The organism is Haloarcula onubensis, from assembly GCF_031624605.1.
GTDB classification, from domain to species: Archaea; Halobacteriota; Halobacteria; order Halobacteriales; family Haloarculaceae; genus Haloarcula; species Haloarcula onubensis.
The window spans coordinates 308,087-334,895 of the sequence record NZ_JAMQOS010000001.1 but is presented as its reverse complement, the minus strand read 5'-3'; the positions used below and the strand labels follow the sequence as shown (position 1 = coordinate 334,895).

The window sequence follows — 26,809 nt, the reverse complement described above, 5'->3', positions numbered from 1 at the left end:
GGGGTTCACGGGACGTCGCCGTCGTCGGGATTTATATCGGACGGGCGATACGTTGGGGCTATGGCCCTCTCTGGTCTCCGCCGACGGCTGTCGGCGCGGTGGCGCTACGCCCTCCTCGGCGGGCTGGTCGCGCTACCGTTTACGGCACTCAGCTACGCACAGAGCGGTGAAGAACTCAAACTCGGCGCGGTGTTCTGGGCCGCCTTGCTCGTGGGCTATCTCGCCAGACGCCGGGGGCTGTCGGGGACGCCGGTCGGCGCCCGTGCCGGGCTGGTCGGCGCACTGCCGGTGCTGTGGCAGGTCGGCGACATCGCGACGTTCGTCGTCGGGCTGGGCGGCCCCGCGTGGTTCCGCACCGTACAACTGGCCGTCGTCGCGGTGGTGGTACCGCTCGCGTTCGGGCTGGCGGCCGTCGCCGGTGCGCTGGGCGGCCGGCTTGGCGGCTGGCTCGCCGAGCGAAACGGGCACCCACGCCGACCCGCCGGGAGCGGCGCGTAGTCGGGCCCGTTCGAATCGAGAAGGTATTTGCCGCCTGACACCCACAGCCCGGATATGCACGATGTCGTCGTGGTCGGCGCCGGCCCCGCGGGCTCGCGGTACGCCCGCCGAGCCGCCGAAAACGGTCTGGACGTACTCGCCTTCGAGCAGGGCGAGGTCGGCGAGCCGCTGGCCTGTTCGGGCCACGTCAGCACCGACCTCTGGGAGTTCACCGAGGACGCCCGCGAGGAGTTGTTCCAGAACGAGATTTCGGGGGCGCGATTCCACACCGGCGGGCCCGGCAGCGACGACCACCCGTTCTACAAGGACGAGGTCATCTCGAACGTCATCGACCGCGTCGGGCTGGACCGGCATCTGGCCGACCTGGCCCGCGAGGCCGGGGCGGACCTGCGGGAACACCACACCGTCGTCGCCGTCGCGGAACACCGCGACCACGTCACCGTCGAGGCCCGCGGGCCCGACGGCGACGTCGAGACCCACCGCGCGAAACTCGTCGCCGGCTGTGACGGCCCCAAGAGCCGCGTCCGCCGGGAACTGGGCCTGCCGGAACCCGACGAACTGCTCCACGGCGTGCTGGGCTTCGACGAGACGCCCGACCACCAGGACTTCGTCGACGTCCACCTCACCGTTCCCAGATTCTTCGCCTGGCGCATCCCGCGGGGCGAGGCCGGTGTCGAGTACGGGCTGGCAGTGCCGCCGGGCGACGACGCCCGCGAGCGCTTCGAGGACTTCGTCGCGGGCTACGACGCCGACGTGACCCGGCGCTGCTCCGGGCTCATCCCCATCGGCCCGCCCAAACGCGTCACCGGCTCGCGGTCGTTCCTCATCGGCGACGCCGCCGCCCAGACCAAGCCCTTCACCGGCGGCGGCATCCTGTATGGCATGACCGCGGCCGACCACGCGGCCCGGGAGATAGACCCATCGGACCCGGCGACGCTGGGCGAGTACGAGCGGGCCTGGCGCGACGATTTGCGGGGAGACATCCGCCTGGGTCACGCCGTGCGGGCGGGCTACTCGGTGCCGAAGGCGGTACAGAAAGCCGGGATGAAGGCGTTCGAGGGCGAAATCGGCGTCCACATGGACCGCCCCTCGACGCTGTTCTCCCGGGAGCAGTTGAAGGCGCTGCTGTCGCGGTCCTGAGCGCTACTCGGACATCGCGGCCCGCAGCCCGAACCAGACCTGCCTGTAACCGAGCATGTAGACGCCGACGTACAGCAACAGCGCGCCCATCCCGACTTCCCAGAGGCCGAAGACGGACTGGCCGGCGAGCAGGTCCGCGATACCGGCGTTCTCCGTCAGCGCACCGACGACCGTCAGGAGGGCGCCCGCCGCGGCCGCAAGCAGTAGTCCGAGCAGGTCGGCCAGTGAGCCAAAGCCGTTCATCGGCGTCCCTAACCCGACGCCGGACATAGGCCTTCCGCTCGAAGCGAAAGGGGTTAGTTCCGGGCTGGTAATCTCACGCGTATGGCACAGTACCGAAACATGGACCACGCGACGCTCGCAAAGCGGGGGTTCCTGCTGGGCGTCGGACTGTTCGCGCTCGGCGCGCTGGGCGAACTCGCCGGCCCCGCGGTGGTCGGCCCGCTGCCGGGCTGGGGGAGTACGCTGTTGACCGACATGGAAGCGCTGGGCATTCTGCTGGGACTGTTCTCGCCGCTCGTCTTCGGCATCGTCATGCCGCTCGTCGAGTGAGCGGCCGGCGGCTGTTTGCTGCGTAACTGTAGAGCCCGCTACTCGGCGGGCGCGACGACGCTCGACAGCGTGGCGTTGACCACGTGGCCGGCCACGAGCAGGAACGCCGCGGCGTAGAGGCTGGTGAGGATGAGGAGCAACCCGCTGAGGACGCCGAAGATGGCGTAGGCCCCGGCGTTCTCGGCGTAGAACCGGATGCCGGCGAGCATCCCCGTCCAGCCGACTGCGCTGGTGACCGCGCCCGGGGCGGCGGTTCGGACCGTCTCGATATCGCGGGAGAGGAGGTAGTACAGCGGGAGAAAGGAGACGGTGAGCGCGACGGGCAAGGCGACGAGTCCCCCAGTGAGCGCGAAGGGAGCGTCGGGCAACAGGACAAACAGCGCGCTCACGGCGAGGATGGAGCCACTGCCGAGGGTGAGCGAGCCCAGCACGGCGCCCCCGTCCCGGAGGTGGGCGGCGAGCGAGCGGTCGATGTCCCCCTCGACGTCCTCGACGACCGTCTGGAAGCCGGCGGTGATGTTCGCCCCGCTCCAGCCGAGGACGCCGACCGCGAACAGCGTCGCCCCGACCCGTCCCCGCGAATCGGTGAGCGCCTCGGCGACCAGGTCCCGCGCCGCGGGCGTCAGGTACTGGAGGGTCGTGGTCCGGACCGCCCGTGCGGCCGGTTCGCCAAGCACCGCCAGCAGGATGACGAGCAGCGGCAGGAGCGAGACGAAACTGTAGTACGCGAGCGCGGCCGCCGGATACTGGAGGTCCCGCTGGACGGCCGTCCTGACGATGGCCGCTGCGGTCGTCGTCCATCGGGCCATAGCGGACGTACACGGGTCGGCCTTGAAAACGCTCGGCTCGCCGGTATCGGGTACGAGCGTCGCCGGGGGCGGGCGTTCGAACGGCTTCATCTCTGGAAACCGTCAAACAGGTGCATGGAGGCTAGCCGTTTCACCGTCGCCTCGGGCGTCGTTGCACTGCTGGGTTGTCTGGTCGCCGTCGAGGGGTTCTTGGGGGCGAGCGAGGCCGACCACGGGGCGGCCTCGGACGGAGAGCGGCGACCGAAGGGAACCACGAGCAACGGCGGCGGCGAGGACGATGGTGACAGTGTCGGTTACTCGTAGCGTGGGAGGCGGGCCGACACCGCAGACCCCTCGACGAAGGGCAGTTCGTGGCGCTGGGCGGCCATAGACGCGCCGTCGACCTGGACGGTCAGCCCCTCGTCTGGGGCGTCCCAGTCGACGCCGGCCATGGCGAGAGGGGCCCCGCGAGTGGGGCTGTCGACGGCGCGGGTCACCTCGCCGACGTGTTCGTCGCCGGCAAAGACCGCGGCGCCGGGGTCGGGGACGGCGTCGACGGTGAGTCCGACCAGTCGGCTGCGGGGGTAGCCCTGGTTCTCGACGCGGGAGACCACTTCCTGGCCGACGTAACACCCCTTCTCGAAGTCCAGGGCGTTCCGAAGCCCGAGGTCGTTGGCCAGTGCCCCCTCGATTTCGGTGTCGAACAGCGGCGAACCGGCTTCGAGGGTGAGCGTCTCCCACGTGCGATAGCCGAAGGGGACGGCGTTGAGCCCGCGGTTGACGAGCGTGTCGAAGACGCGCTGGCCGTCGCCGGCGCCACAGACCACGTCGTAGCTCTCCTCGCCGGCGAGGTTGTCCGTGCGGATAACCGAGACGCCGGCGTCGCCGAGTTCGCCGCGGTCGAAGGAGAGGGCGCCGTCGGGGGCGGCGGCCTGGTGGAGGACGCTCGCTATCTTCTCGGTCGCCTTCGGCCCGTGGACGCCGAAGGTGGCGAAGTCGTCGGTCGCGACCCGGATGTCGACGTCCTGGATGAACGTCTTGCCCTGCCACTCCTCGGCCAGGGGCTCGGCCCGCTGTGGCGGGGTGAAGACGAGCAGCCGTTCGCCGGCGTTGTAGACGTACAGCTCCGTCTCGACGCGGCCCTGGGGGTCGAGCAACAGCGCGTAGGTGCCCTCGCCGTCGGCCTGGGGCACGCGGTTCGAGACGGCGTTGTCGACGTAGTCGACGCGGTCCTCGCCGGTGACGACGAGGACGCCGTAGCCGAACTCGCAGACGCCGACGACGTTGCGAACGGCTCGGTGGGTCCGCTCGGGCCGGCCGTAGTTGTCGACGACGCGACGGCCGCCGACCTCGCGGAAGGTCGCGCCGTGGTCGGCGTGGACGCCCTCGATGACAGTCATGGAAACGAGTGGGTGCCTCGCGGCAAAAAACGTCCCGCTATCGCGGACGGCGTTACCGGTGCCGGTACGCGACCAGCGAGAGCAGGGCGAGCGCGGCGACGACCGTCACGGGCGTAAAGCCCGGCCCGCCCCCGCCGGAGGTCTCGGTCCCGGCCGGCGGGCTGTCGGTCGCCGTGGGCGTCGGTGACGGGGTGGCACTCGGTGCCGACGCCGTCGGCGTCGCGTCGGGGTCGAACACCTCGATGGAGACCGTCTCGCTGGTGTCGCCGTCGTCGATGGTGTAGGTCACCGTCCCGGCCGACTCCGGCCTGACCCTGACGACGCCGTCCTCGTTGGTCGTGCCGACCTCCTGACCGTCCTGTGTCACCGTCGCCCCGACGACGGGGTCGTCGTACTCGTCGGTCGCCGTTATCGGCACCCGCTGTCCGATGACGACCTGGTCCTGGGCGGTGAGGTTTATCTCGTCGGTCCGGTCGAGCGAGACGGTCCTGGTGATGTCGTCCTCGCCCACGCTGACGGTCTGCTGGGCTCGGTCGTAGCCGTCGGCCGTCACGGTGATGTCATAGCGCGTGTTGACCGCCACCGTGGTGCTCGCATCGCCGTCCGACCCGGTCTGGAGGGTCCCGAAGCCGGGAATCTCGACGGCGGCGTCGAGCGACTCCGGCGGCTCGAAGTAGTCGTCCTCGACGGCGACCGTGAGCAACACCTCACCTTGCTCGATGGTCTGGTTGATGGTGGTCTGGCTGCCGACCTCGATTCGGGTCCGGTCGTCGAAGTAGCCGGCTTTCAGGATTGTCAAGCGGTAGGCGCCCTGTTCGACTCGCGGCGTCGTGACGGTCCCGTCGGCGCCGGTCCGCTGGTCGGTGACGTACTGCCCGCTCTGGTACAGCAACACGCGGGCGTTCTCGACCGTGTCGTTTTCGGTGTTCCGGACCGTTATCGTCGCCGTCCCCGAGTCGGCGACCGGCACGTCGACCGACTCGCTGGTCGCGTCCTCGATGGTGTACGGGATGTTCCGGACGTACCGGTCGTCGTCTATCTGAATCGAGACGTTCTCGCCGCGGGGGACGTCGAGCAGCACCTGCCCGTTCGAGGCCGTCGTCCCGTTGACCGAACCGCCGTCCCAGCTAGCCATCACGTCGATGCCGCCATCGACCGGGCGGCCGTCCTCGTCGACGATGGTCATGGTAACGGTGACCTGGTCCTGCTGTGCGGTGACGGCCGCCGGGAGTGCACCGACTACCCCGACGAGCATCACGATGCAGAGACCGACTGAAACTCGTGTCGAACCCATATCCGAGTGGTAACAACGAACACCCTTAAGGGTATGGCTCCGCTAACACCGGGCTTATCGGCCGGTAGACGCCGTGGCCACGAGCCGCTCGACGTCGGCCGGCTCGACGGGTGGGAGCGGACCGCTCATCGTCCGTGCCAGCGACGCCGCGGCCGCTCCGTGGGCCAGCGCCGTGTCGGTGGCCGCGCCGGCGGTGAGCTGCTGGAGGACGGCCCCGACGAGGGCGGCGTGCTGGCCGGCGCCGTCGGTCGCCGGCGTCTCGAAGGCGTCCTGCTCGTGGAGGACGCCGTCGTGGTAGCCGACGACGCCGTGCTCGCTGCGCGTGAGGACGACGTGGGAAAAGTCGTAGTCGCTGGCGATGGTGTGTACCAGTTCGCGGGGCGACCCCGTCCGGTCGAAGACGGCCGTGGCCTGGGACTCGTTGGCGAACAGCAACTCGACCGGGTCAAAGAGGTCCGTGAGGGTGTCGTGGGCCGCCTCGGCGCTCCAGATGCCGGGATGGAAGTCGAGGTCCATCGCCCGAAGCCCGGGGGCCGAACGCAGCAGTGCTCCGGCCGTCTCGGCCGCCTCGTCGGACAGCGCCGCCATCGACCCCGTGGTGAACACCGCGTCGGCCTCCTGGATGCGACCCACCGGGAAGTCGCCCGGCGACACCGTCGCCATCGCCGTATCGGCTCGGTCCTGGAGGAGCCGCGACTCGCGGGGCGGAGTGGCGCTCTCGTGGAACTTCAGCCCGTGCCGGCCGCCGTCGGCCCAGGTCACCTCGGTCTCTAGCCCGTGTTCGTGGAGCTCGGCGACGGCACGCCGTCCCAGCGGCGTGTCGGCGAGCTTCGAGAGCCAGACGGCGTCGGCGCCCAGACGGCTGGCGATGGCCGCCGCGTTGCTCGACATCCCGTCGACGTGCAACCCGACCTCGCGGGCGGTCTCGAACCGTTCGCCCTCGCGTGTCGCGAATCGAAGGGCCGTATCACCGAACGAAACGATAGACATGTCCCACTCATAGACAGACAGGGGTTTAGTTCAACCGGCCGTGTGACTAGTGTTAGCCCACCTCCTCGGTGACGCGGCACTCGGTCGGCGGCGCTCACTTCCGGGAGACGCTGTGCGTCTCCCGACCTTCGCGGAGCCTGCGGCTCCGCTCAGTCCCGTCGGCCGGCGTGCACGGCCCCGGCGCTACTGCCGGCGACCGGCGTGCACGGCCCCGGCGCTACTGCCGGCGACCGGCGTGCATGGCGACGCCGCTCACTGCCGTCGGCCAGCGTGCCCCGGATAATCCCGCTCGAACCGGTCCGCAAGTTCGTCGAAGTCGACCTCGATAACCGTGGGTCGGCCGTGGGGGCAGGCGTAGGGGTTCTCGCAGTCGTCCAGTGCCGACAGCAGGTCCCGGACCGACCCCTCGGTCAGCGAGGTGTTGCCGGTGACTGACGGGTAGCAAGCCAGATCGCCCAGCAGTTCGTCGGCGGCGGCTTCGACGGTGGTCGCGGCCTCGCTCTCACCGCCCACGAAGGCACTCAGAACGTCACGGACGATATCCGGACCGGCGGCGTCGGCGATGACACCCGGCAACGTCCGAACCTCGACGGTTCGCTCGCCGGTGCGGGCCGTATGGAAGCCAAGGCTCGCCAGCGCGTCGCTGCGCTCGTCGTCTTCTCCATTACAAGTAGCTGTAAAGGTTAAGTACGAGGTCCATGAAAACCTAATGTAATGGCTTTAGAACACTGCCCCATGCCAGGAGCCAACCGGGACGACGACTCGGGGAAATATACGGAGAAGTACCCACCTGACGCTTTTATTGCTGCACTGGAAGCAGAAGGTGGATCAGCCGGGACACAGCCCATAGCTGAGCGTGTTGGCTGTTCCTACGAAACGGCCTATAAGAAGCTGTGTTCTCTGGCAGACGACGGCGAGATAGACCGGCAGAAGGTCGGGAACGCGAATCTATGGGTGATTGGCGATGAGTAGCGGCAGTCACTCGACTTCGGCGTATCCCACGGAGGAACAATACAAACGTTGGGAGCAAGAGGCAGAGGAACTGGGGATGTCCATGTCGGAGTTCGTCGAGTGCATGGTTGAGGCGGGAATGAAAAAGTTCGAGACGAACGTCACGCCCGATGAAACGAACCAAGAACTACGGAAGCAGCGTAATGACCTGAAGGAGGAACTAGAACGTGCTCGGGATCGAATTGGCTGGCTAGAAAATGAACTTCACCACGGCGAACGGGGAGCAATCGGCGACTTCGTTAAAAGAAATCCCGGTGCTACCTACGACGAAATCGTACAGCACGTCATCGATACTGCTGCCGGGCGCGTCACATCTCATTTAGAGGATTTAGAAGGTAACGCTCTACAGGTCAAAACAGACGAGAACGGTAGAGAATTGTACTATCCATCAAAGGATGGAGGGAGTGAGTAATGGTCCGGGGCGACCATGATACCCCCGGTCGGCCTTCTGGGGAGGACATGCGGGCAAACCAGGACCCGGAGGCTCGAATGGGCGTTTTCAAGGCCGTCGAAGACCTGCCAGACAGATACCGCCTGTCGAACTACGCAGAGGAATTTCGGGGTAACGATACGTGGTCGTGGTATCTCATGCTCCGCTTCGACGGTACCCTGAGTCAGGCACAGGGAGAGTTAGGGAAGTCCCGGGCGGGCGAAGTTGAACGGTGCGGTCGTTATTTCAAGGCGTTCATGCACCGGGAGCGGGACAGACATCACGCCTTAGCAGCGCCTGACGACATCGAAGCCTTCCTTTCAGAGATTAAAAACGGGTATAAGAATCCGACCAAACAACCACGGGCGACTTCGACAGTCTACGATACGTACTTCGCTCCAGTCAACCAGTTCTACGACTGGCTTCAATCGTGGGTTGATTTTCCCCACCGCCACCAGCCGGTTCTAATGGCGTGTGCTAATGCCGGTGTCGCCCGTGAGTGCTGGGACTATCGGATGGGATTGGCTGACAAGCAATTTGCCAGAAAGCATGGTGATACAGATGAGTAGCGACAATCACGATAAGCACGAACAGATTGCTGACCGCTTCGGTCGCACTACGGACCCATTAGCCGAATACAATGAGGACTTCTGGGCCATGGAACGGGAAGATGGCGTTGACCCGTTCCAGCTATTTCTCGATGAGCAAGTGAGAAACCGAAACCACTCCGACGATTACATCAAAAACCGGGAGCGGCACGTCCGGCAATTCCGGAACTTCATCACGGAACATTACGACCGGCATCCCGCGTGCGCGTCGTCTCGACACACAATGGAGTGGGCGCGAGCATTTCTCAACGACGGCCTTACCAATGGGACCGTTGCGAAGAAGCTGTCCACGCTACAGCTTGCCTATACCTACTTCGGGAACGAACCGAACTTCCCACACAAGACGGACTTCAATCCCTTCGGGTCAGCTAAATGTAAAATCGATCTCAGCAAAGAGTCGCCAAAAGACCCGCGTCCCATCCCACTCCCGGAACTTCGAGACGTGATTCAGGATGATATTCGGCATATCCGGGACCGAGCACTCATCGTTACCGGGTTCAAGACACTCCTTCGTGCGTCAGAAGTCTGTAACATCAAGCTCAACGAGGTTCACATCGCCAACTCTGAGCTACAGAACCACTATCCAGAATTGGGTACACACCCGGCGCTCGACGGTCGTCCAAACGCGGTCTACGTCCCTCACGACCGCGAACGGAACAAACGGGAACGACCGACAATCATCCCATTAGATGACGAACTACGCCGCATCCTTCTTCAATACTTGCTGGTACGGCCTGACAACGGCGAACCGTGGCTATTCCTGAGTAAGACAAAGGGACGGAAGCTGGATCACACGAACGTTAACGACCGTTGGAAAGAGTACTTTCGCCCGCGATACGGCCCAACTGACCGGTTCCGGGGAGTGTCCTCTCACTACGGCCGCCACTTCGGAACGACCTGGTTCAAAGTCGAACAAAACTGGCCCCGCGACCTCGTCAAATACCTGCGCGGCGACAAGCAAAGCAGCGGGAAAATCCGTTCAACGCGTAATGCTATCGACTCTTATATTCACACTTATTACGAGGACATCGAAGACCGCTATCGGGGAGAGATTTTCAAGTTTAGAATTTGAGTTCTAACATATAGTTAGTGCCCTGGATAATCTCGTTCGAACCGGTCACCAATCTCGTCAGAGTCGATGTGAATGAGCACCGGCCGACCATGCGGGCATGCCCACGGATTTTCACACTCGTCGAGAGTCGACAGAAGGTCCACCACGGACCCATCTGTAAGGGATGTGTTCCCTGTAATAGACGGGTAACAAGCCATATCTGATAACAATTCATCGGCGACCGCTTCGACAGTCTGTTCGGCTGCGTCTTCCCCAGTAACGAAGTCCAACAACACGTCCCGAATAATCTCGGGGCCAGCGGCGTCGGCGACGATACCCGGAAGCGTCCGAACTTCCACGGCCTCCTCACCCGTCCGCGCGGTGTGGAAACCAAGGCTTGCCAGTGCATCAGTCCGGGCCTCAAACACAGACATTTCGCGGGCAGTGAGTTCGATTTCGACCGGGTCCGCTAAGGCCTGGGTAGTCGTTTCGCCCTCGAATCGTTGCTTTAGCCGTTCGTAGTTGATTCGTTCGTCGGCGGCATGTTGGTCAATGAGGATTAATCCATCATCAGATTCGGCGACAATGTACGTGTCGTGTAGTTGCCCCAAGACTCGAAGGTCTGGGAACGTATCGAACTCCGTTGTTTCGTGAGCAGCTTCACCGCTCAGCGTCTTCTGAGTGTTCGGTTCGGTCGTAGTAAAAGACTGTTTCCGTCGTTTCTGTGGCGTCGATGACGTTGTAGAGTCCGAGGTAGATGACTTCGAGCGGGAAGGTGATGACGACTCGACGGTCGAATCCGACGACGGCTGAGATGGTGTACTCGGCGTGTCTGAGGTATCCGTAGTTGATGTTGGTGAAGGATCAATTCGAGAGGTCTCTGTAGAGTCAGACTGCCCCGTACCTCCGCTCTGTGTCGCCTCATCTGTTCTATTCACCGTTCCTGTTGTATCGTCAGGCCCCCCTGTATCGGCTGTCTCAGCGGCGGAATCAGCAGTGTTTTCGGAGACAGGCGATGGGTCAATCTCCGTCTGTTCAGGGGCACTCCGACCGCGTGGAGCGGACGAGCGAAGAAGGCCCTCTTCTTGAAGTGCGTCTTCGACGGCGGTACGAACTTGTCGCCCGACGGCATCCGATTTAACCCATCTTACTTCCATTTTGCGCGGGTGTACGTTGACGTCCACGTCGCCGGCGGGCACGTCGAGAAAGAGGACGGCGAAGGGGTAGCGGTCCGGCGCTATCTGGGTGCCGTAGGCGTCGACGACGGCGTCGTGTGCGGTCTTCGCCCGGACGTAGCGGCCGTTGACGTACGTCGAGAGGTACTCTCTGCCCGCGCGGGTGGTCTCGGGATGGGAAACCAGCCCGGAGACCGCCGAAAGCGGGCCGTCGGGCAGGTCCTGACCGTCGACGGCTATCATAGACTCCGCCACCTCACGCCCGTAGACCGACATCACCGTCTCCCGCAGGTCTCCCTGGCCGGTCGTGGCGAAGGTCTCCCGGCCGTCGTGGGAAAGGGAGACGGCCACGTCGGGGTTGGCGAGCGCGTAGCCCGTGACGATGGTGTTGACGTGAGCGAACTCCGTCGACGCCTGCTTGAGATACTTCCGGCGAGCGGGGACGTTGTAGAAGAGGTCCTCGATTTCGATGCTCGTCCCCTCCGGACAGCCGGCCGGACCGACGGCCGTGACCTCGCCGCCCTCGACGACGAGTTCGGTACCGACCTCCCCGCCCCGCGGGCGTGTCGTGATAGTCACTCTCGACACCGCGCCGATGGCGTGCAAGGCCTCCCCCCGGAACCCGAGCGTTCCCACACCGCCCTCCAGGTCCTCGATGTCCCGAATCTTCGAGGTGGTGTGTTGCTCGACGGCACGCTCTACGGCCTCGCGGTCCATCCCCACGCCGTCGTCGGTGACACGTATCCCGCCGCGACCGCCGTCCTCGACGGCCACCGTGACCCGGTCGGCGTCGGCGTCGATGGCGTTCTCGACCAGTTCCTTGACGACCGAGGCCGGCCGCTCGACGACCTCGCCGGCGGCGATGCGCTCGACGGTCCGCTCGTCGAGTTGCTGAATCGTTCCTGGCGTCTCACCCATGCTCTTGTGTCGGGTAGCGGACCGGCCGACTTGAGACTGTCCCAGGCTGATGTATCAGCGTTAACAATTAACACGACGGGAGGCGTAGGGGGAGTCGGTGAACCAGAATGTGTCACCACAGAGGTGAGATTCCCGAATGGACGACCGAGCAGACGGAGCCCACAGACGAGGAGGCTGAGGAACTGCCCGAGTTCCTCAACGAGGACGGCGAGGAGGTTTCGGTGTTGACCGACGGTGGAGAATAGCGAGGGCGGAGCGAAGCGGCGCCCCAGAACCCGCTCGGCGAGCACGACGGTCGGCGTCGACCAGCACTGAGTGGTCCCGCTTCCCGGCGGTAGCGACCGCCGTTCCCAGGGATACCACGGGGGCCACACGGCTGCGTGACCAAACGACTCAAATGCCGGTGGCGTCCTACTCGATGTAATGCCTTCCGACGACGAGTCGCCGCGAAACAAGGTCCAGAGCGTCATCGAGCGCCGCGGGCTCGACGGGCTCGAAGCGGAGCTAGAGCGACGTTGGGAGGGGGATGGGTTCGAGGAACACAGCACGCGGGACCTGGCCGACGCCTTCAACCGGACGGTGTTGCGGGACGCGCTCAACACGGTCGGGGAGATTCCCCTCGACGGCGAGGTCGAGAACCTCCATCGGCTCCTGACCGACGACGAGGTCCGCTCGGGCAACGAGATGCAGGCCCGCGACCGGCTGGCACAGCACGGGCTCGACGCCGACGCGGTGACGAGCGATTTCGTCTCCCACCAGACGATGTACCGCTATCTCAGAGACCACCGCGGCGTCGACACCGCGCCCGAGGCGACGTCGACGGCCGAGCTTATCGAGCGCACGCGTCAGTCGCTCCTCCGGCTGAACAGCCGGACGCAGTCGGTCGTGACACAGAACGTCGAGCGCCTCGGCGGGCGCGAGGGGTTCACCGTCGGTGACTTCGACATCTACGTCTCCGTCCAGCTGTCCTGTCCCGACTGCGGGACGACCCGGGAAGTGACGCAGTTGCTCGACCAGGGCGGCTGTGGCTGTCAAGACGACAGTACGGCTACCAGGGACGCGTCTTAATCCGCTTGTGCGAGCTGGGTGATGCGGTGGTACTCACCGTCGAGCGCCGCGGCGTCCTCCTCGAGTAAGGCGACGACGAGATTGTCGGCGTGTGTCTGGAGGTAGTCGACGAGCAGGGCGATACGGTCGCTGTCGATGGCCTCCAGCGAATCCAGGAGCATGAACGGTACCGACTCGGCGACGTCGTGGACGAGATAGCCCGCGAGCGCGAATATCAGCCCGGTCACCTCGCGCTCGCTCTCGCTGAGGTGAGCGACGGTGTCCTCGTAGGTCGACCCGTCTTCGCCCACACGGATCACGTGGAGGTCGAACCGGTTGCGCTGTACCGTCCGGCGCCCCTCCCGCTCGCTCACCTGCCGCCGCTCGACCCAGACGCGGTCCACGTTCCGGTACTCGAGGATGTCGAGGATGGCGTCCATGTGTTCGTTGAACGCGTCGACGGCCTGGCGCTCGATGCGGTCGACCCGCTGGCGCAGCTCCTCGATCTGTGCCGTCAGCTGCTCTATCTCCGCCTCGTGGTCGTCGATTCGCTCGACCTCGGCCTCGACGTCTGCGATTTCCTCGCGGACGGACTCGTGTTCCTCGACCGCCTCCGCCAAGTCCCGTTCGAGGGCGTTCCGCGTCCGGTGACGGTCCAGCAGTTCGTCCTCGCGGCGCTGTCGGAGGCCCTGGATTTCGTTTTCGAGCTCGTCTATCTCGTCTTGCAGTTCGGTTTCCTCGGCTTGCAGACGCGACAGCGTCTCGCGGTTGCGCTCTATCTGTGCCGAGAGCTCCTCGACCGTCCCTTCGAGCCGCTCGCGGGCGTCCCGCGTCGACTCGAGTTCGGACTTCCGGTCCTTGTACGTCTCGATGCGGTCCTTGAGCTGTTCCCGCTCGCCGTAGAGGTCCTCGTGGACGGCCTGGAGCCGGTCGAGCGTCTCTGAAATCTGTGACCGAGTGGTGTCCGCTCCGCACGTCCAGCAGACGATACCGTCGCCGTCGTCGACGAGCGACTCCGTGGTGGCACCGGCCGGCTCCGCGTCCTCGGCGGTCGAGAGCATGGCGACCGACGCCTCGCTCTCGGCGACGAAGTCCTTGTTGAACTGGATGACGTTCTGGAGCTCGTTCATCATCGACTCCTTGTCGGCGAGTTGCTCGTGGAGCCGAGAGAGTTCGGCCTCGACGTCGGCCAGTTCGGACTCGTCGACGGCCGCCAGTTCGTCGAGTTCGTCCCTGGCCTCCGAGCGGTCGGTTTCGAGGTGGTCGAGCGTCCCTTCGGTCGTCTCGATCTTCGAGCGGACGGTGTCGAGTTCCGACTCCGCCGTTCGAAGAGCCGAGACCGCCGCGTCCAGTGCCTCCGTCTCCTCGGCCTGTTCGTCGACGGTCGATTCGGCGGCCTCGATTTCGGCTTTCGCCTCGGCCAGTTCTCCTTCGAGACGGGCGATTCGGTCGGCGAGTGCGTCTCGCCGGTCCCGGAGCGACGGGAGGGTCTGCTGGAGCGACCGACATTCCTCCAGTTCGCGCTCCGTCTGCGAGCGGCGCTGTTTGAGTGTGGCGATCTCGTCCTCGATGGCCGCCGTGTCGACGGGGTCCATCACGACGCTGTGGAGGTCCGAGCCCTGCCGAATCGCCTCCCGTGCGCGGTTCCGCTCGAAGAGGAACGCGAACAGTTCGGCCACCTCGCGGTCCCCCTCGGGAACGGGACAGGACCCCTCGAAGACCAGCGACCCGTCGACGTCGTGAATCTCCCGCCGGTACTGTTCGCCGTCGATAGTGAGTTCGACCGAGCCCGACTGGGTGTCGCCTTTCAGCGAGACCGCCTCGCTACCCTGGGCCGCGGCGAGCGCCTTGAGAAAGGAGGTCCGATTCGTCGCGTTGTTGCCAGCGAGAACGTTAACCCCGCGAGCGAGGTCCACCTGCTGTTCGGCGATACCGCCGATGTTCCGGATAGAAACCGTTCCGGCGACCCCACTGGACTGACGATCCATAGCTCCGGATTAAAGGCTGGCATACATATCACTACCGCCTAAATACCCAGGTATCTATCACTGAATTTACCCAAATTGGAAGAGAGGGCACAGATTCACAGACATAGTTACGGAATATGACGGCAAAAATAGACCTAATAGTGCTATTTCGTTCTAAATTCAGCAATCGTGTGCTGGATTTTCCGTAGCTTGTCCGATGTCCCCTCCTTACGAAGATTTGCGGTAGTCGTATCCAGATATGTCGCCTGCGACGTTCGATTCCGTTCGTGTTGTCCGTATTCTGTACGCGGAATTTCGTTCAGCCCACCATCTGGTCGGGGATTCGAACCAGCAACCGTAACGGCCCCCAATCTGTCGATGGGACGGCGGAGCGAGGGCGAACGGTGAGCCGCTGGGCGGTACCGCCGCCCCGACTAGCTGTCGCCGCTAATCGCCCGCAGGACCTCGATATCGGTGTCGAACTGGTCGACGCCGGTCGCCGCCCGTTCCTCGACGAGGTACCGTCTGAGACGGGCCAGCCGTGTCGACTGTGGCTCGGGAGCGGCGGACGCCCGAGCCCCGTCGGTGGCGTCCCCGCGACACCACGCCTGTAGCCCGCGGAGGTACCGGTGGAGTGCGACGTCGGTACGGACACTGTCGGTGTCGAACCACTCTCCCGGCCCCCGGTCGTACGCCACCGAGAGCGACCGTTCGTGGCTGTCACCGTACCGGTCGGTCCACGTGACCCGAACGTCGGCGCTGTCGCTGGCGGCAGACAGCCCCAACAGCACCCTGTCGAGCGACTGGGCGGTCGGTCCCGCCGGGAACACCGTCTCGCGGTGGACGGCGCTGTCGTCGGCCGACGGGTCCGACGCCGCCGCCACGTCCGTGAGTTCGGCGCCCGGGCCCACGTCGATATCGAGGTCGAGAGCGACGGGAAACAGGACCGAGTCGAGGTGGCGCCGACACAGGGCGGCGAGCGCCGCCGGGTCCGGGGCGACAGCCACGTTCGTCCCCGCCTCGCCACACAGCGCCCGTGTCGCGCCGACATCGTGAAACCCGAGGCCAACGAAGGATATGCCGACGCCCCGCCGCCGATACGCGCCACAGTAGTCGCGGTACTGCCCGGCCGAGGCGCCGTCCGTAGTCGGGACGGTGTCGCTCACGAGGACGACCCGGCGTTCGGTGTCGGCTCGTCCGGTCGCGTCGTCGAAGAGGGCACCGGCCCGTCGGAGACCGGCCATCGGATTCGTGTTGCCCGCGGGGACGACCCCGGCGAGGTGGCACCGGAGGCTCTCGTCTGTCGTCTCGGTGAGCGGCTGGAGGGGCTTGAGGACGCTGGCGTTCGTATCGAACAGCACGACGCCCACCCGGTCCGTGCTGTCGAGGCGCTCCACCACCCCGGCCAACGCGTCCCGAACGGCGTCGAGCTTCGAGGGCGCCGACGCGGCAGTCCCGTCGGCCGGTTCGAACGGGGCCGCCATCGACCCGGAGATGTCGACGGCGACGACGAGGTCCAGCGACGGGCGCTGGCGCGCCCAGTCGAACGCGCGAGGGTTGAGAGTGACCGCACAGAACCGCTCGGGCCCCCCGGTCAGGGGGTTCGTCGACACCGCGCCGGCGACGGTCGGCGAGAGCGACGAGAGAGTCGTCGGGTCCGGGACCGTCGTCTCGAACTCGTACGGCGAGCGGACGGCCGCGAGCGTGACGTCCTCGGCGTCCGGTCGCGCCCCGCGGCGAATCCGTGTCCGAAGCGACTCGGCGGCCGCCAGGCGGTCGGCGTCGCCGGACGGCGACGCGGCGGCCCCCGCCAGCGCCGCGTGGACGCGTCCAGACAGCGTCTCCGAGTCGACGGCGTCCGCGTCGTCTGACCCGCACTCATGGGCGGTCTCGAGGACGCGCCCACACGACCGACACCCCCAGCGGATGGGCTCGACATCGCCACCGTCGGGAGGCGTGAGCCACTCGGTCGGGCCGAGTCGGGTGGCCTCGAACGTCGCCGTGCCGACGAACTGCGGGCCCGACTCGCGGTCCCGAGCGAGCCCGACGGCCTCCTGAACAGCGTCGTCGGTCGCCGTGAGCGCCGCCCCGCAGTCGGGACAGTGCCGCCTGTGCCTCGGCGCGTGGACGAGGTTGCGAAGCTCGTACCAGGCGCCGGGCTCCCAGGCGACGTCGCGGCCGGGCGACGACGACGTGAACAGCACGCGAAGCGGCCGACCCGACTGTGTCTCACCACGGAGCGGTGCCACTCGCGACCCGCTGTCGACGGCGTCGGCGACGCGAAACCAGAGCGGCGCGACCGTACCCACCGGCGGCCCGGAACCGCCGGTCGCCGTGGTACCGGCAGCCATCTAGCGACTCCAGCGGGTGTCGGTAGCGCGCGCGATACTGCGACAGGTCCCACCCATATCACGTCGTATATCGTATAGTCACATAGTTGTTACGTGTGTGAACAGTTCGACGGCGCACAGCAGACGTTACCATGGCGAGACCACCTGTGGCCAGTTCCTGTCCCGACAGGTACAACTTTACTCACGATAACAGTACGGCTATGCCGACACGGCAGCGCAACCGGTTTATCATCGGCCAGATGGCGTGGACGGTGGGCGCCGTACTGGCGCTGTCGCTACTCGGGGCGCTGTCGCTGGAGCTGTTTTTCGTCGTCTCGCTGATCGGCTTCCTGGTCGTCGTCGAACTCACCGCGCCCTTCGCGGTGACGCCGACCTGGCGCCGTCGGTTGCGCTGGGTCATCGCCGTCGGGCTGCTCGTGTTCGGGTACATCGTCGTGCGGCGCATCCTCGCTATCCTGCCGCCGGGGGTCGTCTGATGGGTGGCGACTGGTCCCTCCCACGGCTCCTGCTCGGCGCGCTCGCCGTCGCTGTGGGGCTCACCCTCGTCGTCGCGGCGGGCACCTCCTCGGCCTCGCTGGGGGCGTACAACACGGACTGGGACGGGACCTCCCAGGTCAGAGCGGCCGCCGAGTCGGCCGACACGCCCACGACAGTCGCCCGGAACGTCAGCGCCTACGCGACGGTGCCGGCCAACCGGACGCTCGCAGTCGTCCTCTCGCCGGACGAGCCGTACGGCCCCGAGGCCGAGGCGATTCGGTCGTACGTCCGCGCCGGCGGGACGCTGCTGGTCGCCGAGGACTACGGGCGCGGGGGCAACGAACTCCTCGAGGCGGTGGGCGCGACGGCGCGTATCGACGGGCGCCCGCTCCGCGACGAGCAGCGGGCCGGCCCGAGCCCGGCGTTCCCGAAAGCCAGCGCGAACGCCAGTCGCCCCACCACCGCCGGTGTCGACACGCTCGTGCTCAACCACGGGAGCGTCGTCGACCCCGGGAACGCGACGACGCTCGCGAACTCGTCGTCCTTTAGCTACCTCGACGGGGACCGCGACGGGGAACTCGACGACGCGGAGGAACTCGCCGCCCGCCCCGTCCTGACCACCGAACGCGTCGGTAGGGGGACCGTCGTCACCGTCAGCGACCCGAGCGTCTTCCTCAATTCGATGCTGGAGCGAGGGAACAACGGGGCCTTCTTAGCTGGACTCGTCGGGCAACACGACCACGTCCTGCTCGACGTCTCACATACGACCGCCGTTCCGCCGCTAGTGGCGTTGCGGCTGTCCCTGCAGAACTCGCCGCTGGGAATCGTCTTCGCCGGCGCGCTCTCCATCGCGGTGGTCCTGACCCTCGCAGACTCGCGGGCCAGTCCGGGGTGGCTCCGCGACCGGAACGAACCGGCGGTCGACCGCGGGACGCTCTCGCGGGACGACGTGCGCGCGGCCGTCCGGGCTCGCCACCCCGACTGGGACGACGAGCGCATCCAGCGCGTGACGAACAGTTTGATACAATCCGACACCAATGAGCGAACAGATGACTGACCCCGCCGCGCTCGCAGACGCGATTCACGAGGAGATGTCGACGGTCCTCATCGGGCTCGACGACCACGTGGAGTCGCTGACTATCGCTTTGCTCACCCGCGGGCACGTCCTGCTCGAAGGGGTACCAGGGGTCGCGAAGACGACGCTGGCCCACTCGTTCGCACAGGCCAGCGGCCTGCTGTACAACCGCGTCCAGATGACGCCGGACATCCTCCCGGCCGACATCACCGGGACGAGCGTCTACCGGGAACCGACGGGGGACTTCGAGCTCCGGAAGGGCCCGGTGTTCTCGAACCTGGTCGTCGCCGACGAGATAAACCGCGCGACGCCCAAGACCCAGTCGGCGCTGCTGGAGGCGATGGCAGAGGGCCACGTCTCCATCGAGGGCGACACCATCACGCTCCCCGACCCGTTCTTAGTCATCGCGACCCAGAACCCAATCGAGATGGAGGGGACCTTCGACCTGCCGGAGGCCCAGCGCGACCGCTTCCAGTTGAAGCTGACCGTCGACCTGCCGTCGAGGGCGAACGAGCGGGCGCTGCTCGACCGGGTCGGTGACGACCCGACGTTCGGGCCGGCCGACGTCGAGAGCGTCGTCGACCTCGACGACATCTTCGCGGCCCGCGAGGCCGTCGCGGACGTGAACGTCGAGGCCCCGGTCCGGGAGTACATCCTCGAACTCGTCCGGGCGACCCGCGACCACCCCGACACGCGCCACGGCGCGTCTCCACGGGGGTCACAGGCGCTCTTACAGACGGCGAAAGCCAGAGCTGCGATTCGCGGCCGGGAGTACGTGCTCGGCGACGACGTGAAAGCGATGCTAGAACCCGTGCTCCGCCACCGGCTCGTGCTGACGACGGACGCCGAACTGAGCGAGGTGACGCCGGCCGAGGTGCTCTCGGATATCGCGTCGTCCGTGACGCCCCCGTCCGGGAAGGCCAGCGAGCAGGCGGCCGTCGACGGGGGGGAACCGGAAGAGCGCGTCGAGTGACGCCACTCACCGCCCATCTTCGAACCACTGGACGTACTCACCGCAGACGTCACACTCCGCCTGCGTACACCACTGCTCCCCACGGTCGTGCTCGCCCGGCGGCACCTCCCGGATGGCGATGGAAATCCGGCGACACTCCGGACACTGTGATGGTATCTCCACTGCCCCAACCATGATGACACACCGTCTTCGTAAATAAGTCCCTAAAACGCCAATAATTGCATCTTCTTCCGGGCGTATTAATATCGCGCAGTCGTGGAAACAACGGACAGCAGAGGGTTCAGTCGTCGTCGGTTGACGAGGCCCACCGGAGCGTCACCACCGACGCTCCGTCGGTGTCGGTACGCACCTCGGTCGTGACGGGGACCGACAGCCCCACCGCAAAGCCGGTCGCGAGCAGCGAGACGACCGGGTGGTCGAACCGGTCTAGCGGACCGTACACCGAGTCGCTGACCGCGACGCGACAGGCGGTGCCGTCGGCGTCCGTCTCGGGGTCGGCCGAGTCGACGAGTTCGAACTGTTCGACGAGGGCGTCACAGAGCTGGACGGCGAGGTCGCCCGGCGCGTCCGCGAGCGAGCCCCGCAGGGCCGTTTCGAGGTCGCCGAGCAGCCGGGCGCCGCTCGGTGCGAGGGCGACACCCCTGGTCGCGGGGTCGTCGGCGAGCACCGTCTGTCCGGTCAGCGCGTCCGCGTCCGGCAGATCGTAGTCGGACTGCTGGGGCACGAACAGTCGGACCGGCACCTCGTTCCCCGAAAGGGGAACGTAGACCCGCTCGCTAGTGAGCCCGAGTTCGCCGACGAGCGCCGCCTCATTGTCGGCTAGCGTGGCGTACACGTCGCGGCCCACGTCGGCGGCGATGAACCGCTCGGGCGTGAGGTAGTACGTGAGAATCCCCCCGAACAGACCCGTGCCGGCGAGGGCGAACAGGACCGCACTCGCCGTCGGGACGAGCAGGCCAGCAGCCGCGGCGACGGCCCCGACGGCCGCCAGCCCGAACGCGGTCCGGCGATACTCCGTCCGTTTCGCCCGCGTGTACGACTCGCGCAGGCGCTCGTTCTCCTCGGCGAGCAGTTCGACCTGCGTGCGAAGCTCCGCGAGTCGCTGGGGGGGCTCCTCGGCGGTGTCGTCGGTGCGTCGTCCGTTCGTGCTCATCTCGTTCGGTGTCGCTCGTACCTGCTCGGCGCCGTCGGATTACTGTGTCGCTTCAGCCGGTCGTGACGGGCCGGAGCCCGTAGCCGATAGCCGCGACGACGGCGAGACAGAGCCCGCCGGCGACCAGCGGGCCGGCCAGCTCCCAGGCGTACACCACGCCCGCCGAGAGCGCGACGGCGACACCGGCGTACGCCAGCGCGTCGACGAGGTTCGGTCGAAGCCCGACGACATCGGTGGCGTTCCCCGGGTTCCAGGCCCCGCTATCGAGAAACGAGGCGGCGAGGAGCGCGAGGAGTGCCCCCTCGGCCGGCAACAGCGCCACCAGTCCGGCGTCGGCCGGCGTCAGCGCCACGAGCGCGAACTGTCCCAGCGCGACCGGGACGACGGGCGGCGCGAGGAGCCAGCAGGCGGTAATCGCTAGCCACGCCAGAGCCCCGACGGCCCCGCCGAGAGCCCAGAGCGCGACTAGCGCGGCTAGCAACGCCACGGCGCCCGCGGGCCTGTCGAGCGTCGTCCACCGCGTGTCACCCGTCCAGGCGAGCGGTTCGGCCGGGGCGTCGTCGGGCGACCCGGCGCTCACTGGCCGACCCTCCGTCGGTCCCGTCCCGCGGCGAGGACGCGTTCCAGCCGGTCGGCCGGGCCGACCTCGAACGCGCTGACGCGCCCGAGGGCGGCGAGTTGCCGGCGGAACCGCTCGAACTCGGCGTAGCGTTCGTACGCCGTCTCCAGCGTCTCCAGCCCGCCCTCGTCGTACAGCGCGGTCGGCGTCAGATAGACCACGACGCGGTCGCTCTCGGCCCGGGCGAGTTTCACCGCCTCTAAGAGTTCGGTCCGGCGCTCGTCGTCGGTGACGATGATCGTCCGGGCGGTCCCGGCCCGCCGGGCCGTCCACTCGCGGGTGCCCGCGAACAGCGGTCGGTCGGTGACCCGCTCGACGTACCGCGACGTGGTCTCGAAGAACGGGCGCAACCGCCGGTCGAAGGGGCTGTCACCGTCGAGTCGGGTCGCGGTCGCCTCGGCGCGGGCCGGGGAGACGGTCGACGGGCCGTTCCCGTCCGTGCCCGCCGGCGTGGGGTCGAGCGCGCGGAGGCGGGCCGCGACAGCGCGGTGGTGGTCGGCGCCGGTCCCGAGACCGTAGCGCCCGGTCAGGCCCTCGTCGCCGACGGTGAGACAGGCCAGCGGGTCCCCGCTCCGGCGCGTACTCTCGGCGAGCGCCAGTGCCACCTGCCGGGCGAAGTCGAGTTTGCGCTCGCCCGCCCGGCCCGCGCCCATCGTCTCCCGGTGGTCGACGAGCAGGCCGGTCTCGACGTCCGTCTCGCCCTCGAACTCGCGGACGTGTGGCTCGGCGAGACGGGCCGTCGCTTTCCAGTCCATCTGTCGGACGCTGTCCCCGGGGAGATACCGGCGGACCTCCGCCGGGGTGAAGCCGGTGTCCGTGGCGTCGGTCGCGTGGTCGCCAAAGCCCGAAAGGAGCTGTCGGCCGCTCTCGCCGACGTGGATATCGCTCGGAGCGCGCGGCTCGACGGTCACCGTCGGCGCCGGCCCTACCGTCGCCGTCTCGCCGAACAGCCCCAGCGGGTCACTCGCCGAGAGCGTCGGCCGGTCGAACTCGAAGGCCCCGGCGACGGGCCACGCAACCTCGAATCCCGCGTCTGCCTCCCGCGCCCCGGGCGGGAGGTGACAGGTGGCTCCCCGGGAGTCAGCCCCCACGGGCGCGTCGGCCGACACCCGGATCGAGAGTTCGGTCGACCGGTCACTCCGAACCGACAGGTGCCCCGCGGTCCGCTCCTCGGCGCTGACCCGCGACCGGTCGACCGTCAGGTCGACGTCGAGGGCCGCGACAGACTCGCCGACGGCCCGCAGAAACCGGTACTGGTAGACGACGAGCCAGGCCGCGACACCGGCGGCGCCGACGAGCGCGAGCGGCCGTTCCAGGAGGGCGGCCCAGCCCGCGAGGACCGCCACCAGCGCCACCGTTACCCAGTATCGCCGCGTGAACTGCATCTACTCCCCGATGTGTCGGCCTCGTAGTTAACCTGTTGGTCGATGGCACTGTCTACACGACCACAGCTGTCGGTTGTACATACATGTCTACTTTCGAATGAGTTTGGAACTGTGTAACTCCCGAACAGCGAGCGCGTCGCGACCCCACGACAGGACAACTCGATACTGTGGTCGATGTGACGGCGACCCCGAAAAACGGGGGTGAGCGGCCGGCTGCACTGCAGGAATCGGCGCAACCGAACGCCATCGGAGGGGCGTGTCGCAATTCACCACCGTAGGGGCGGAGAGAAGCGGTACAAACGCAGGACTGCAATGGGACTGAACCGTATCGAGACGACCAGCCGCACGCTCGTCCGGACCGTCTGAGTACAACGGGAGCGACGAAGCGCCAGACGTTCGCGAAAGCTATCAGAAAAGTGTATTTTAACGCAACTGTCGGTTGGCTAGTAAAAGACGGCGTAGCGCCAGGACGCGTCGACTCCGGCGCGGCAACAGACTAGCGAGAGCGGTTCGTGACCGGAACCACTCCTGTTACGGCGATAAGATTGTAACATAGTTCGGCCGCAACCGTCGCCGGCTGGGAGCCGCCACGAGACGGCCGTGGGGCCCCACCTCGTGACGAAACGATTATTCCCCTGACTGTTCCAGTAGTTGGCAATGTCACGAACGGACGGCGCGACGACGGCCGGCGCTGCCGTCGACGCCATCGTCGCGGGCGAGACGCTCGTCCGGGAGTACAGTCGCGGCGGTGGTGGGGGCTTCTTTGGCTCGGCCGACGCGCCGACCGTCCGGGCCATCGACGGGGTCTCGGTGGCTATCGAACGGAACGAAGTCGTCGGTATCGCCGGACCCAGCGGGAGCGGCAAATCGACGCTGTTGCATTTGCTCGCCGGGCTGGACGTGCCGACGAGCGGCCGGCTCACTATCGACGGGACGGATATTTCGACACTCTCGACACGCCAGCGGGCGAAGCTCCGCTTAGAGACGGTCGGCATCGTCTTCCAGCGCTTTCACCTCCTTGATGCGCTCTCTGCCCGGGCGAACGTCGCGGTTCCGCTGCTGGAGGCCGGCCACGGGAAAGGCGCCCGCCGCGAGCGCGCCGAGGACCTGCTGGAGGCCGTCGGACTGGGCGACCGGGTGACGCACAAACCCGGCCAGCTCTCCGGCGGGGAACAACAACGGGTCGCGATTGCCCGTGCGCTGGCGACTGACCCGGCGCTGGTGGTCGCCGACGAACCCACGGGCGAACTGGACTCCGAGGCTGGCGAGCGTGTCCTCGACCTGCTCGGCACCGCGGCCGACGACCGGGCCGTGATACTCGCCTCGCACGACCAGCAGGCACTGGACGTGTGTGACCGCGTCGTCCGCCTTCGGGACGGGCAGGTCGTCGGGAGGCAGTGATGTTCGGGCGGGCACGGGCGCTGGTCGGGCTGGCCGTCGCCCGCGTGGCCGGACGGCTGCGCATCGCGCCCCAGCGCGTGTTGTTGAGTCTGCTCGGAGTGGCCCTGGCAATCGGGCTGATGGTCGCCGTCTCCGGCGTCTCGCTCGGGCTGGCCTCCGAGTCGGTCATCGAGAGCGAGGGCGTCGACTACTGGGTCGTCCCCGAGCAGTCGAACGTCGAGTCCATCGCGGTGTCGGCGGGCGGGTTGCAACTGGGCGACGTGCACGCGACAAGTGCAGAGATAGCGCGTGACGACCGCGTCGACTACGCGACGCCGGTGCTGTTAGAGCTGGTGCCCGTTCGAGACAGGGGAACGGGCGAGCGGACGTACGTCCTCGCGGCCGGTATCGTCCCCGAGGCCGGCGCGGAAGTACTCGGGTTGTCGGCCTCGTCGCTGGAACCCGGCGACCCGTACTACGCCAACGGCAGCTACGGCGGGCGCTTTACCGGTGAGGTGGTCCTGAACGACGCGGCGGCCTCGGTGACCAACGCCTCGGCGGGCGAGTCGCTGTCGCTCGCTCGCGAGCGCAACCGGACGCTCTCGGTCACGAACGTCTCGACCGGCGGCGGGCAGACGGCCGGCGGGACCGTCCCCGTGATGGTGATGCACCTCTCGGAACTCCAGTCGCTGACCGGCGCGACCGGAGGCGACTCGGCCGACCAGTTGCTGGTCAGTACGAACGACCGCTCGGTCCGGGCCTCGCTTGCGGGGCGCTATCCCGGGACGACGGTGGTGACCCGCTCGGGGATTTCCGCCCAGCAGGTCTCCTCGTCGAATCTCCCGCTCGCCGTCGCCGTCGCCGCCTTCGTCTCGGCCGTCGTGGTCGGCGTGCTGTTCGTGACGACGCTGATGGGCCTGGAGGTGAGCGCGGACCGCAGACAGCTGGGCGCGCTGGCCGCGATTGGTTACTCGAATCGGTCGCGTTCGCTCCTGGTCGCCTCGGAAACGGTTCTCATCACGATGATCGGGGGCGTCGTCGGCATCGGTGTCGGACTACTCGGCATCGCTGGTGTGAACAGGCTCGGCCTCGCCGTCTTCGGCGTCGACGCCGTGGCTGTCTTCGAACCGTTCCTCGCGGGATACGCGCTCTTGGTCACGCTCCTTATCGGACTCGTCGGCGCGGCCTATCCCGTGCTGTTGAGCCGCCGGACCGACGTACTGGAGGTGCTCTCGTGATGGGGCTCGTTGCGCGGGTTCGAGGGCTCGTTGGTATCGCTCTCTCCCAACTGCGTCACGAGCGACTCAGGAGCGTGCTCGCGGTACTGGGCGTGGCGATGGCAGTGCTGGCCTCGGTCATGCTCGTCTCGGTGGGCGTCGGCGTCCTCGAAACCGGGCAACAGAAGTTCGACCAGTCCGGCCGCGACCTCTGGGTTACTGGCGGTCCCGTGGAATTACAGCCGGGCTCCGTCGGCGGCTTCCGAAACTCGCTGATCGATGCCCACACCATCGAGCGGCGACTCGAAGCGCGGGACGATATCGCGTACGCGAATCCGCTCATCTTCCAGACGCTGTACGTCAGCACGAACCAGAGCGAGTTCGAGACCATCATCGGCGTCGGAGCGGCCTCGAAAGGGCCGAGCATCAACTTCGCCGAGGGCGGGGGTATCGAAGGCGGTGACACGCACTACGCGAACGGGACCTACGACGGGCCGATGCAGTACGAGGTTATCATCGACCAGCGGACCGCCCGACAGTACAATCTCTCTGTGGGCGATTCGGTGTATCTGGGCGGGACACTCGCTTCGGCGAGCGAAAACGAGTTCACCGTCGTGGGCATCTCCTCGACGTACTCGCAGTTCGTCGGCGCACCGACGGTCGTGATGCCGCCGAGTGAGATACAGGAGATCACCGGAACGACGGCGAGCGACAGAGCGACGATGATGTCGGTAGTGGTGTCCGACGGCTCCGATGTCCAAGCGACTGCTGACCGACTGCAGCGGGACTATCCCGACTACACGATTCGGACCAACCGTGAGCAGTTGCAGGCGACGTTACAGGGGAAAGCCGTCGTGTTGGCGAGCGGCACCGGCCTCGTTGTGATGGCCGTCGTTGCTGGTATATTGCTGCTGCTCAACCTCCAGCTCTCCTTCGTCTATCGCCACCGCGAGACGTTCGGGGCGCTGCGTGCTATCGGGACCACCTCCCGGTCGCTCGCTGTTGTCGTACTAGTAAACACACTAGCAATCGGTATCGTCGGTGGCATCGTCGGCATCGGACTAGCCGTCCCTAGCATCTGGGTGACGAACGAGATCGCGTCCGCAGTGAGCGGGTTCGACGGCGTGGTGTCGGTCTCGTGGCGACTACTGCTGAGCGGCTTCGTCGTCTCGTTCGCCGTGAGCCTCCTCGGTGGAGTGGCTGCGACGCTGTATCTTGGGCGTGTCGAACCGCTTCGGTATCTCCGGTGAGTTTCGAGTAGACGGCACAGAAGAGCTCTCACAGGCGTGACGACACAGTCTCACACCGAC

28 protein-coding genes and 1 pseudogene are annotated in these 26,809 nt (G+C 66.7%); 16 read left to right on the top strand and 13 right to left on the bottom strand.

The window, feature by feature from the left end:
* The first annotated feature begins 60 nt into the window (after positions 1-60).
* Positions 61-498, top strand: a complete 438-nt coding sequence (locus tag NDI86_RS01725; protein WP_310898667.1) for a DUF5518 domain-containing protein — start codon at positions 61-63, stop codon at positions 496-498.
* A gap of 54 nt (positions 499-552) precedes the next feature.
* Positions 553-1,638, top strand: coding sequence for a geranylgeranyl reductase family protein (locus NDI86_RS01720; RefSeq protein WP_310898666.1), 1,086 nt, complete (start codon positions 553-555; stop codon positions 1,636-1,638).
* A 3-nt stretch (positions 1,639-1,641) separates the two neighbouring features.
* Here NDI86_RS01720 and NDI86_RS01715 read toward each other — a convergent pair whose 3' ends face one another.
* Positions 1,642-1,908, bottom strand: a complete 267-nt coding sequence (locus NDI86_RS01715) for a DUF8151 family protein (RefSeq protein ID WP_310898665.1) — start codon at positions 1,906-1,908, stop codon at positions 1,642-1,644.
* Between the two features lie 54 nt (positions 1,909-1,962).
* On the opposite strand from NDI86_RS01715, the gene NDI86_RS01710 reads away from it, so the two are divergent.
* Complete coding sequence (locus NDI86_RS01710) at positions 1,963-2,190, top strand: DUF7860 family protein (protein WP_310898664.1); 228 nt, start codon at positions 1,963-1,965, stop codon at positions 2,188-2,190.
* A gap of 38 nt (positions 2,191-2,228) precedes the next feature.
* Here the strand turns inward: NDI86_RS01710 and NDI86_RS01705 are convergent, their stop codons facing one another.
* On the bottom strand, positions 2,229-2,999 hold the full coding sequence (locus NDI86_RS01705; RefSeq protein WP_310898663.1) for a YhjD/YihY/BrkB family envelope integrity protein: 771 nt from the start codon (positions 2,997-2,999) through the stop codon (positions 2,229-2,231).
* Positions 3,000-3,113: 114 nt separating this feature from the next.
* Between NDI86_RS01705 and NDI86_RS01700 the strand changes: the two genes are divergently transcribed.
* The gene (locus NDI86_RS01700; protein ID WP_310898662.1) at positions 3,114-3,302 is read left to right on the top strand and encodes a hypothetical protein; all 189 of its coding nucleotides are present in this window, start codon (positions 3,114-3,116) and stop codon (positions 3,300-3,302) included.
* Here NDI86_RS01700 and ygfZ read toward each other — a convergent pair.
* From ygfZ to NDI86_RS01680, 4 genes and pseudogenes are all read right to left on the bottom strand, one after another.
* Positions 3,293-4,378, bottom strand: a complete 1,086-nt coding sequence (gene ygfZ, locus NDI86_RS01695; protein WP_310898661.1) for a CAF17-like 4Fe-4S cluster assembly/insertion protein YgfZ — start codon at positions 4,376-4,378, stop codon at positions 3,293-3,295. The two genes, NDI86_RS01700 and ygfZ, sit on opposite strands and share 10 nt — an antisense overlap.
* A 52-nt stretch (positions 4,379-4,430) precedes the next feature.
* On the bottom strand, positions 4,431-5,672 hold the full coding sequence (locus NDI86_RS01690) for a PGF-CTERM sorting domain-containing protein (RefSeq protein WP_310898660.1): 1,242 nt from the start codon (positions 5,670-5,672) through the stop codon (positions 4,431-4,433).
* 54 nt (positions 5,673-5,726) lie between these two features.
* A complete protein-coding gene (locus tag NDI86_RS01685; RefSeq protein WP_310898659.1) occupies positions 5,727-6,662 on the bottom strand; it encodes a carbohydrate kinase family protein in 936 nt (311 codons plus the stop codon).
* Positions 6,663-6,914: 252 nt separating this feature from the next.
* Positions 6,915-7,316: pseudogene (locus NDI86_RS01680) on the bottom strand (DNA mismatch repair endonuclease MutL); the annotation flags it as partial.
* An 81-nt stretch (positions 7,317-7,397) separates the two neighbouring features.
* Between NDI86_RS01680 and NDI86_RS01675 the strand changes: the two are divergent.
* From NDI86_RS01675 to NDI86_RS01660, 4 genes are all read left to right on the top strand, one after another.
* Positions 7,398-7,634, top strand: a complete 237-nt coding sequence (locus NDI86_RS01675; RefSeq protein WP_310898658.1) for a transcriptional regulator — start codon at positions 7,398-7,400, stop codon at positions 7,632-7,634.
* An 82-nt stretch (positions 7,635-7,716) separates the two neighbouring features.
* Positions 7,717-8,085, top strand: a complete 369-nt coding sequence (locus NDI86_RS01670; protein ID WP_310898657.1) for a hypothetical protein — start codon at positions 7,717-7,719, stop codon at positions 8,083-8,085.
* Positions 8,085-8,672 (top strand): hypothetical protein, encoded by a 588-nt coding sequence (locus NDI86_RS01665; RefSeq protein WP_310898656.1) that lies wholly within the window; start codon positions 8,085-8,087, stop codon positions 8,670-8,672. Before NDI86_RS01670 ends, NDI86_RS01665 begins: the two co-directional genes overlap by 1 nt.
* The gene (locus tag NDI86_RS01660; RefSeq protein ID WP_310898655.1) at positions 8,665-9,783 is read left to right on the top strand and encodes a tyrosine-type recombinase/integrase; all 1,119 of its coding nucleotides are present in this window, start codon (positions 8,665-8,667) and stop codon (positions 9,781-9,783) included. The genes NDI86_RS01665 and NDI86_RS01660 overlap by 8 nt, the downstream gene beginning before the upstream one ends.
* Before the next feature lie 14 nt (positions 9,784-9,797).
* Here NDI86_RS01660 and mutL read toward each other — a convergent pair whose 3' ends face one another.
* Entirely contained in the window at positions 9,798-11,855 is a 2,058-nt protein-coding gene (gene mutL / locus NDI86_RS01655; protein WP_310898654.1) for a DNA mismatch repair endonuclease MutL, read from the bottom strand.
* A gap of 107 nt (positions 11,856-11,962) precedes the next feature.
* On the opposite strand from mutL, the gene NDI86_RS01650 reads away from it, so the two are divergent.
* Together NDI86_RS01650 and rdfA are read left to right on the top strand one after the other, a co-directional pair.
* Positions 11,963-12,100, top strand: a complete 138-nt coding sequence (locus tag NDI86_RS01650) for a hypothetical protein (protein ID WP_310898653.1) — start codon at positions 11,963-11,965, stop codon at positions 12,098-12,100.
* A gap of 178 nt (positions 12,101-12,278) precedes the next feature.
* A complete protein-coding gene (rdfA, locus tag NDI86_RS01645; protein WP_310898652.1) occupies positions 12,279-12,923 on the top strand; it encodes a rod-determining factor RdfA in 645 nt (214 codons plus the stop codon).
* Here rdfA and NDI86_RS01640 read toward each other — a convergent pair.
* Both NDI86_RS01640 and NDI86_RS01635 read right to left on the bottom strand, forming a co-directional pair.
* The gene (locus NDI86_RS01640) at positions 12,920-14,890 is read right to left on the bottom strand and encodes an archaea-specific SMC-related protein (protein WP_310898651.1); all 1,971 of its coding nucleotides are present in this window, start codon (positions 14,888-14,890) and stop codon (positions 12,920-12,922) included. The genes rdfA and NDI86_RS01640 overlap by 4 nt on opposite strands.
* 413 nt (positions 14,891-15,303) lie before the next feature.
* Positions 15,304-17,220: a vWA domain-containing protein gene (locus tag NDI86_RS01635; RefSeq protein ID WP_310898650.1), complete on the bottom strand. Its 1,917-nt coding sequence runs from the start codon at positions 17,218-17,220 to the stop codon at positions 15,304-15,306.
* A 200-nt stretch (positions 17,221-17,420) separates the two neighbouring features.
* Between NDI86_RS01635 and NDI86_RS01630 the strand changes: the two genes are divergently transcribed.
* Genes NDI86_RS01630 through NDI86_RS01620 form a run of 3 tightly spaced genes read left to right on the top strand, consistent with a single transcriptional unit; the run spans position 17,421 to position 19,745 of the window.
* Positions 17,421-17,696, top strand: coding sequence for a DUF8044 family membrane protein (locus NDI86_RS01630; protein WP_310898649.1), 276 nt, complete (start codon positions 17,421-17,423; stop codon positions 17,694-17,696).
* Positions 17,696-18,754: a DUF4350 domain-containing protein gene (locus NDI86_RS01625; RefSeq protein ID WP_310898648.1), complete on the top strand. Its 1,059-nt coding sequence runs from the start codon at positions 17,696-17,698 to the stop codon at positions 18,752-18,754. The genes NDI86_RS01630 and NDI86_RS01625 overlap by 1 nt, the downstream gene beginning before the upstream one ends.
* The gene (locus tag NDI86_RS01620; RefSeq protein ID WP_310898647.1) at positions 18,747-19,745 is read left to right on the top strand and encodes an AAA family ATPase; all 999 of its coding nucleotides are present in this window, start codon (positions 18,747-18,749) and stop codon (positions 19,743-19,745) included. Before NDI86_RS01625 ends, NDI86_RS01620 begins: the two co-directional genes overlap by 8 nt.
* Before the next feature lie 6 nt (positions 19,746-19,751).
* Here NDI86_RS01620 and NDI86_RS01615 read toward each other — a convergent pair whose 3' ends face one another.
* From NDI86_RS01615 to NDI86_RS01600, 4 genes are all read right to left on the bottom strand, one after another.
* Positions 19,752-19,919 (bottom strand): hypothetical protein, encoded by a 168-nt coding sequence (locus NDI86_RS01615; RefSeq protein WP_310898646.1) that lies wholly within the window; start codon positions 19,917-19,919, stop codon positions 19,752-19,754.
* Between the two features lie 106 nt (positions 19,920-20,025).
* On the bottom strand, positions 20,026-20,898 hold the full coding sequence (locus NDI86_RS01610; RefSeq protein ID WP_310898645.1) for a DUF7982 domain-containing protein: 873 nt from the start codon (positions 20,896-20,898) through the stop codon (positions 20,026-20,028).
* 52 nt (positions 20,899-20,950) lie between these two features.
* Positions 20,951-21,478, bottom strand: coding sequence for a DUF8163 family membrane protein (locus NDI86_RS01605; protein ID WP_310898644.1), 528 nt, complete (start codon positions 21,476-21,478; stop codon positions 20,951-20,953).
* Positions 21,475-22,902: a DUF58 domain-containing protein gene (locus tag NDI86_RS01600; protein WP_310898643.1), complete on the bottom strand. Its 1,428-nt coding sequence runs from the start codon at positions 22,900-22,902 to the stop codon at positions 21,475-21,477. Before NDI86_RS01600 ends, NDI86_RS01605 begins: the two co-directional genes overlap by 4 nt.
* 657 nt (positions 22,903-23,559) lie before the next feature.
* Between NDI86_RS01600 and NDI86_RS01595 the strand changes: the two genes are divergently transcribed.
* From NDI86_RS01595 to NDI86_RS01585, 3 genes are read left to right on the top strand one after another with little or no spacing between them, the layout of a single operon-like run.
* The gene (locus NDI86_RS01595) at positions 23,560-24,303 is read left to right on the top strand and encodes an ABC transporter ATP-binding protein (RefSeq protein ID WP_310898642.1); all 744 of its coding nucleotides are present in this window, start codon (positions 23,560-23,562) and stop codon (positions 24,301-24,303) included.
* A complete protein-coding gene (locus NDI86_RS01590) occupies positions 24,303-25,520 on the top strand; it encodes an FtsX-like permease family protein (RefSeq protein WP_310898640.1) in 1,218 nt (405 codons plus the stop codon). The genes NDI86_RS01595 and NDI86_RS01590 overlap by 1 nt, the downstream gene beginning before the upstream one ends.
* Positions 25,520-26,749, top strand: coding sequence for an ABC transporter permease (locus NDI86_RS01585; RefSeq protein WP_310898638.1), 1,230 nt, complete (start codon positions 25,520-25,522; stop codon positions 26,747-26,749). The genes NDI86_RS01590 and NDI86_RS01585 overlap by 1 nt, the downstream gene beginning before the upstream one ends.
* Positions 26,750-26,809 lie beyond the last annotated feature (60 nt).

What these genes read in the sequence shown, in the direction of transcription:
- NDI86_RS01725 (WP_310898667.1), top strand. Translation starts at nt 61, where the DNA reads ATGGCCCTCTCTGGTCTCCGCCGACGGCTGTCGGCGCGGTGGCGCTAC.
- NDI86_RS01720 (WP_310898666.1), top strand. Translation starts at nt 553, where the DNA reads ATGCACGATGTCGTCGTGGTCGGCGCCGGCCCCGCGGGCTCGCGGTAC.
- NDI86_RS01715 (WP_310898665.1), bottom strand. Translation starts at nt 1,908, where the DNA reads ATGTCCGGCGTCGGGTTAGGGACGCCGATGAACGGCTTTGGCTCACTG.
- NDI86_RS01710 (WP_310898664.1), top strand. Translation starts at nt 1,963, where the DNA reads ATGGCACAGTACCGAAACATGGACCACGCGACGCTCGCAAAGCGGGGG.
- NDI86_RS01705 (WP_310898663.1), bottom strand. Translation starts at nt 2,999, where the DNA reads ATGGCCCGATGGACGACGACCGCAGCGGCCATCGTCAGGACGGCCGTC.
- NDI86_RS01700 (WP_310898662.1), top strand. Translation starts at nt 3,114, where the DNA reads ATGGAGGCTAGCCGTTTCACCGTCGCCTCGGGCGTCGTTGCACTGCTG.
- ygfZ (WP_310898661.1), bottom strand. Translation starts at nt 4,378, where the DNA reads ATGACTGTCATCGAGGGCGTCCACGCCGACCACGGCGCGACCTTCCGC.
- NDI86_RS01690 (WP_310898660.1), bottom strand. Translation starts at nt 5,672, where the DNA reads ATGGGTTCGACACGAGTTTCAGTCGGTCTCTGCATCGTGATGCTCGTC.
- NDI86_RS01685 (WP_310898659.1), bottom strand. Translation starts at nt 6,662, where the DNA reads ATGTCTATCGTTTCGTTCGGTGATACGGCCCTTCGATTCGCGACACGC.
- NDI86_RS01675 (WP_310898658.1), top strand. Translation starts at nt 7,398, where the DNA reads ATGCCAGGAGCCAACCGGGACGACGACTCGGGGAAATATACGGAGAAG.
- NDI86_RS01670 (WP_310898657.1), top strand. Translation starts at nt 7,717, where the DNA reads ATGTCGGAGTTCGTCGAGTGCATGGTTGAGGCGGGAATGAAAAAGTTC.
- NDI86_RS01665 (WP_310898656.1), top strand. Translation starts at nt 8,085, where the DNA reads ATGGTCCGGGGCGACCATGATACCCCCGGTCGGCCTTCTGGGGAGGAC.
- NDI86_RS01660 (WP_310898655.1), top strand. Translation starts at nt 8,665, where the DNA reads ATGAGTAGCGACAATCACGATAAGCACGAACAGATTGCTGACCGCTTC.
- mutL (WP_310898654.1), bottom strand. Translation starts at nt 11,855, where the DNA reads ATGGGTGAGACGCCAGGAACGATTCAGCAACTCGACGAGCGGACCGTC.
- NDI86_RS01650 (WP_310898653.1), top strand. Translation starts at nt 11,963, where the DNA reads ATGTGTCACCACAGAGGTGAGATTCCCGAATGGACGACCGAGCAGACG.
- rdfA (WP_310898652.1), top strand. Translation starts at nt 12,279, where the DNA reads ATGCCTTCCGACGACGAGTCGCCGCGAAACAAGGTCCAGAGCGTCATC.
- NDI86_RS01640 (WP_310898651.1), bottom strand. Translation starts at nt 14,890, where the DNA reads ATGGATCGTCAGTCCAGTGGGGTCGCCGGAACGGTTTCTATCCGGAAC.
- NDI86_RS01635 (WP_310898650.1), bottom strand. Translation starts at nt 17,220, where the DNA reads ATGGCTGCCGGTACCACGGCGACCGGCGGTTCCGGGCCGCCGGTGGGT.
- NDI86_RS01630 (WP_310898649.1), top strand. Translation starts at nt 17,421, where the DNA reads ATGCCGACACGGCAGCGCAACCGGTTTATCATCGGCCAGATGGCGTGG.
- NDI86_RS01625 (WP_310898648.1), top strand. Translation starts at nt 17,696, where the DNA reads ATGGGTGGCGACTGGTCCCTCCCACGGCTCCTGCTCGGCGCGCTCGCC.
- NDI86_RS01620 (WP_310898647.1), top strand. Translation starts at nt 18,747, where the DNA reads ATGACTGACCCCGCCGCGCTCGCAGACGCGATTCACGAGGAGATGTCG.
- NDI86_RS01615 (WP_310898646.1), bottom strand. Translation starts at nt 19,919, where the DNA reads ATGGTTGGGGCAGTGGAGATACCATCACAGTGTCCGGAGTGTCGCCGG.
- NDI86_RS01610 (WP_310898645.1), bottom strand. Translation starts at nt 20,898, where the DNA reads ATGAGCACGAACGGACGACGCACCGACGACACCGCCGAGGAGCCCCCC.
- NDI86_RS01600 (WP_310898643.1), bottom strand. Translation starts at nt 22,902, where the DNA reads ATGCAGTTCACGCGGCGATACTGGGTAACGGTGGCGCTGGTGGCGGTC.
- NDI86_RS01595 (WP_310898642.1), top strand. Translation starts at nt 23,560, where the DNA reads ATGTCACGAACGGACGGCGCGACGACGGCCGGCGCTGCCGTCGACGCC.
- NDI86_RS01590 (WP_310898640.1), top strand. Translation starts at nt 24,303, where the DNA reads ATGTTCGGGCGGGCACGGGCGCTGGTCGGGCTGGCCGTCGCCCGCGTG.
- NDI86_RS01585 (WP_310898638.1), top strand. Translation starts at nt 25,520, where the DNA reads ATGGGGCTCGTTGCGCGGGTTCGAGGGCTCGTTGGTATCGCTCTCTCC.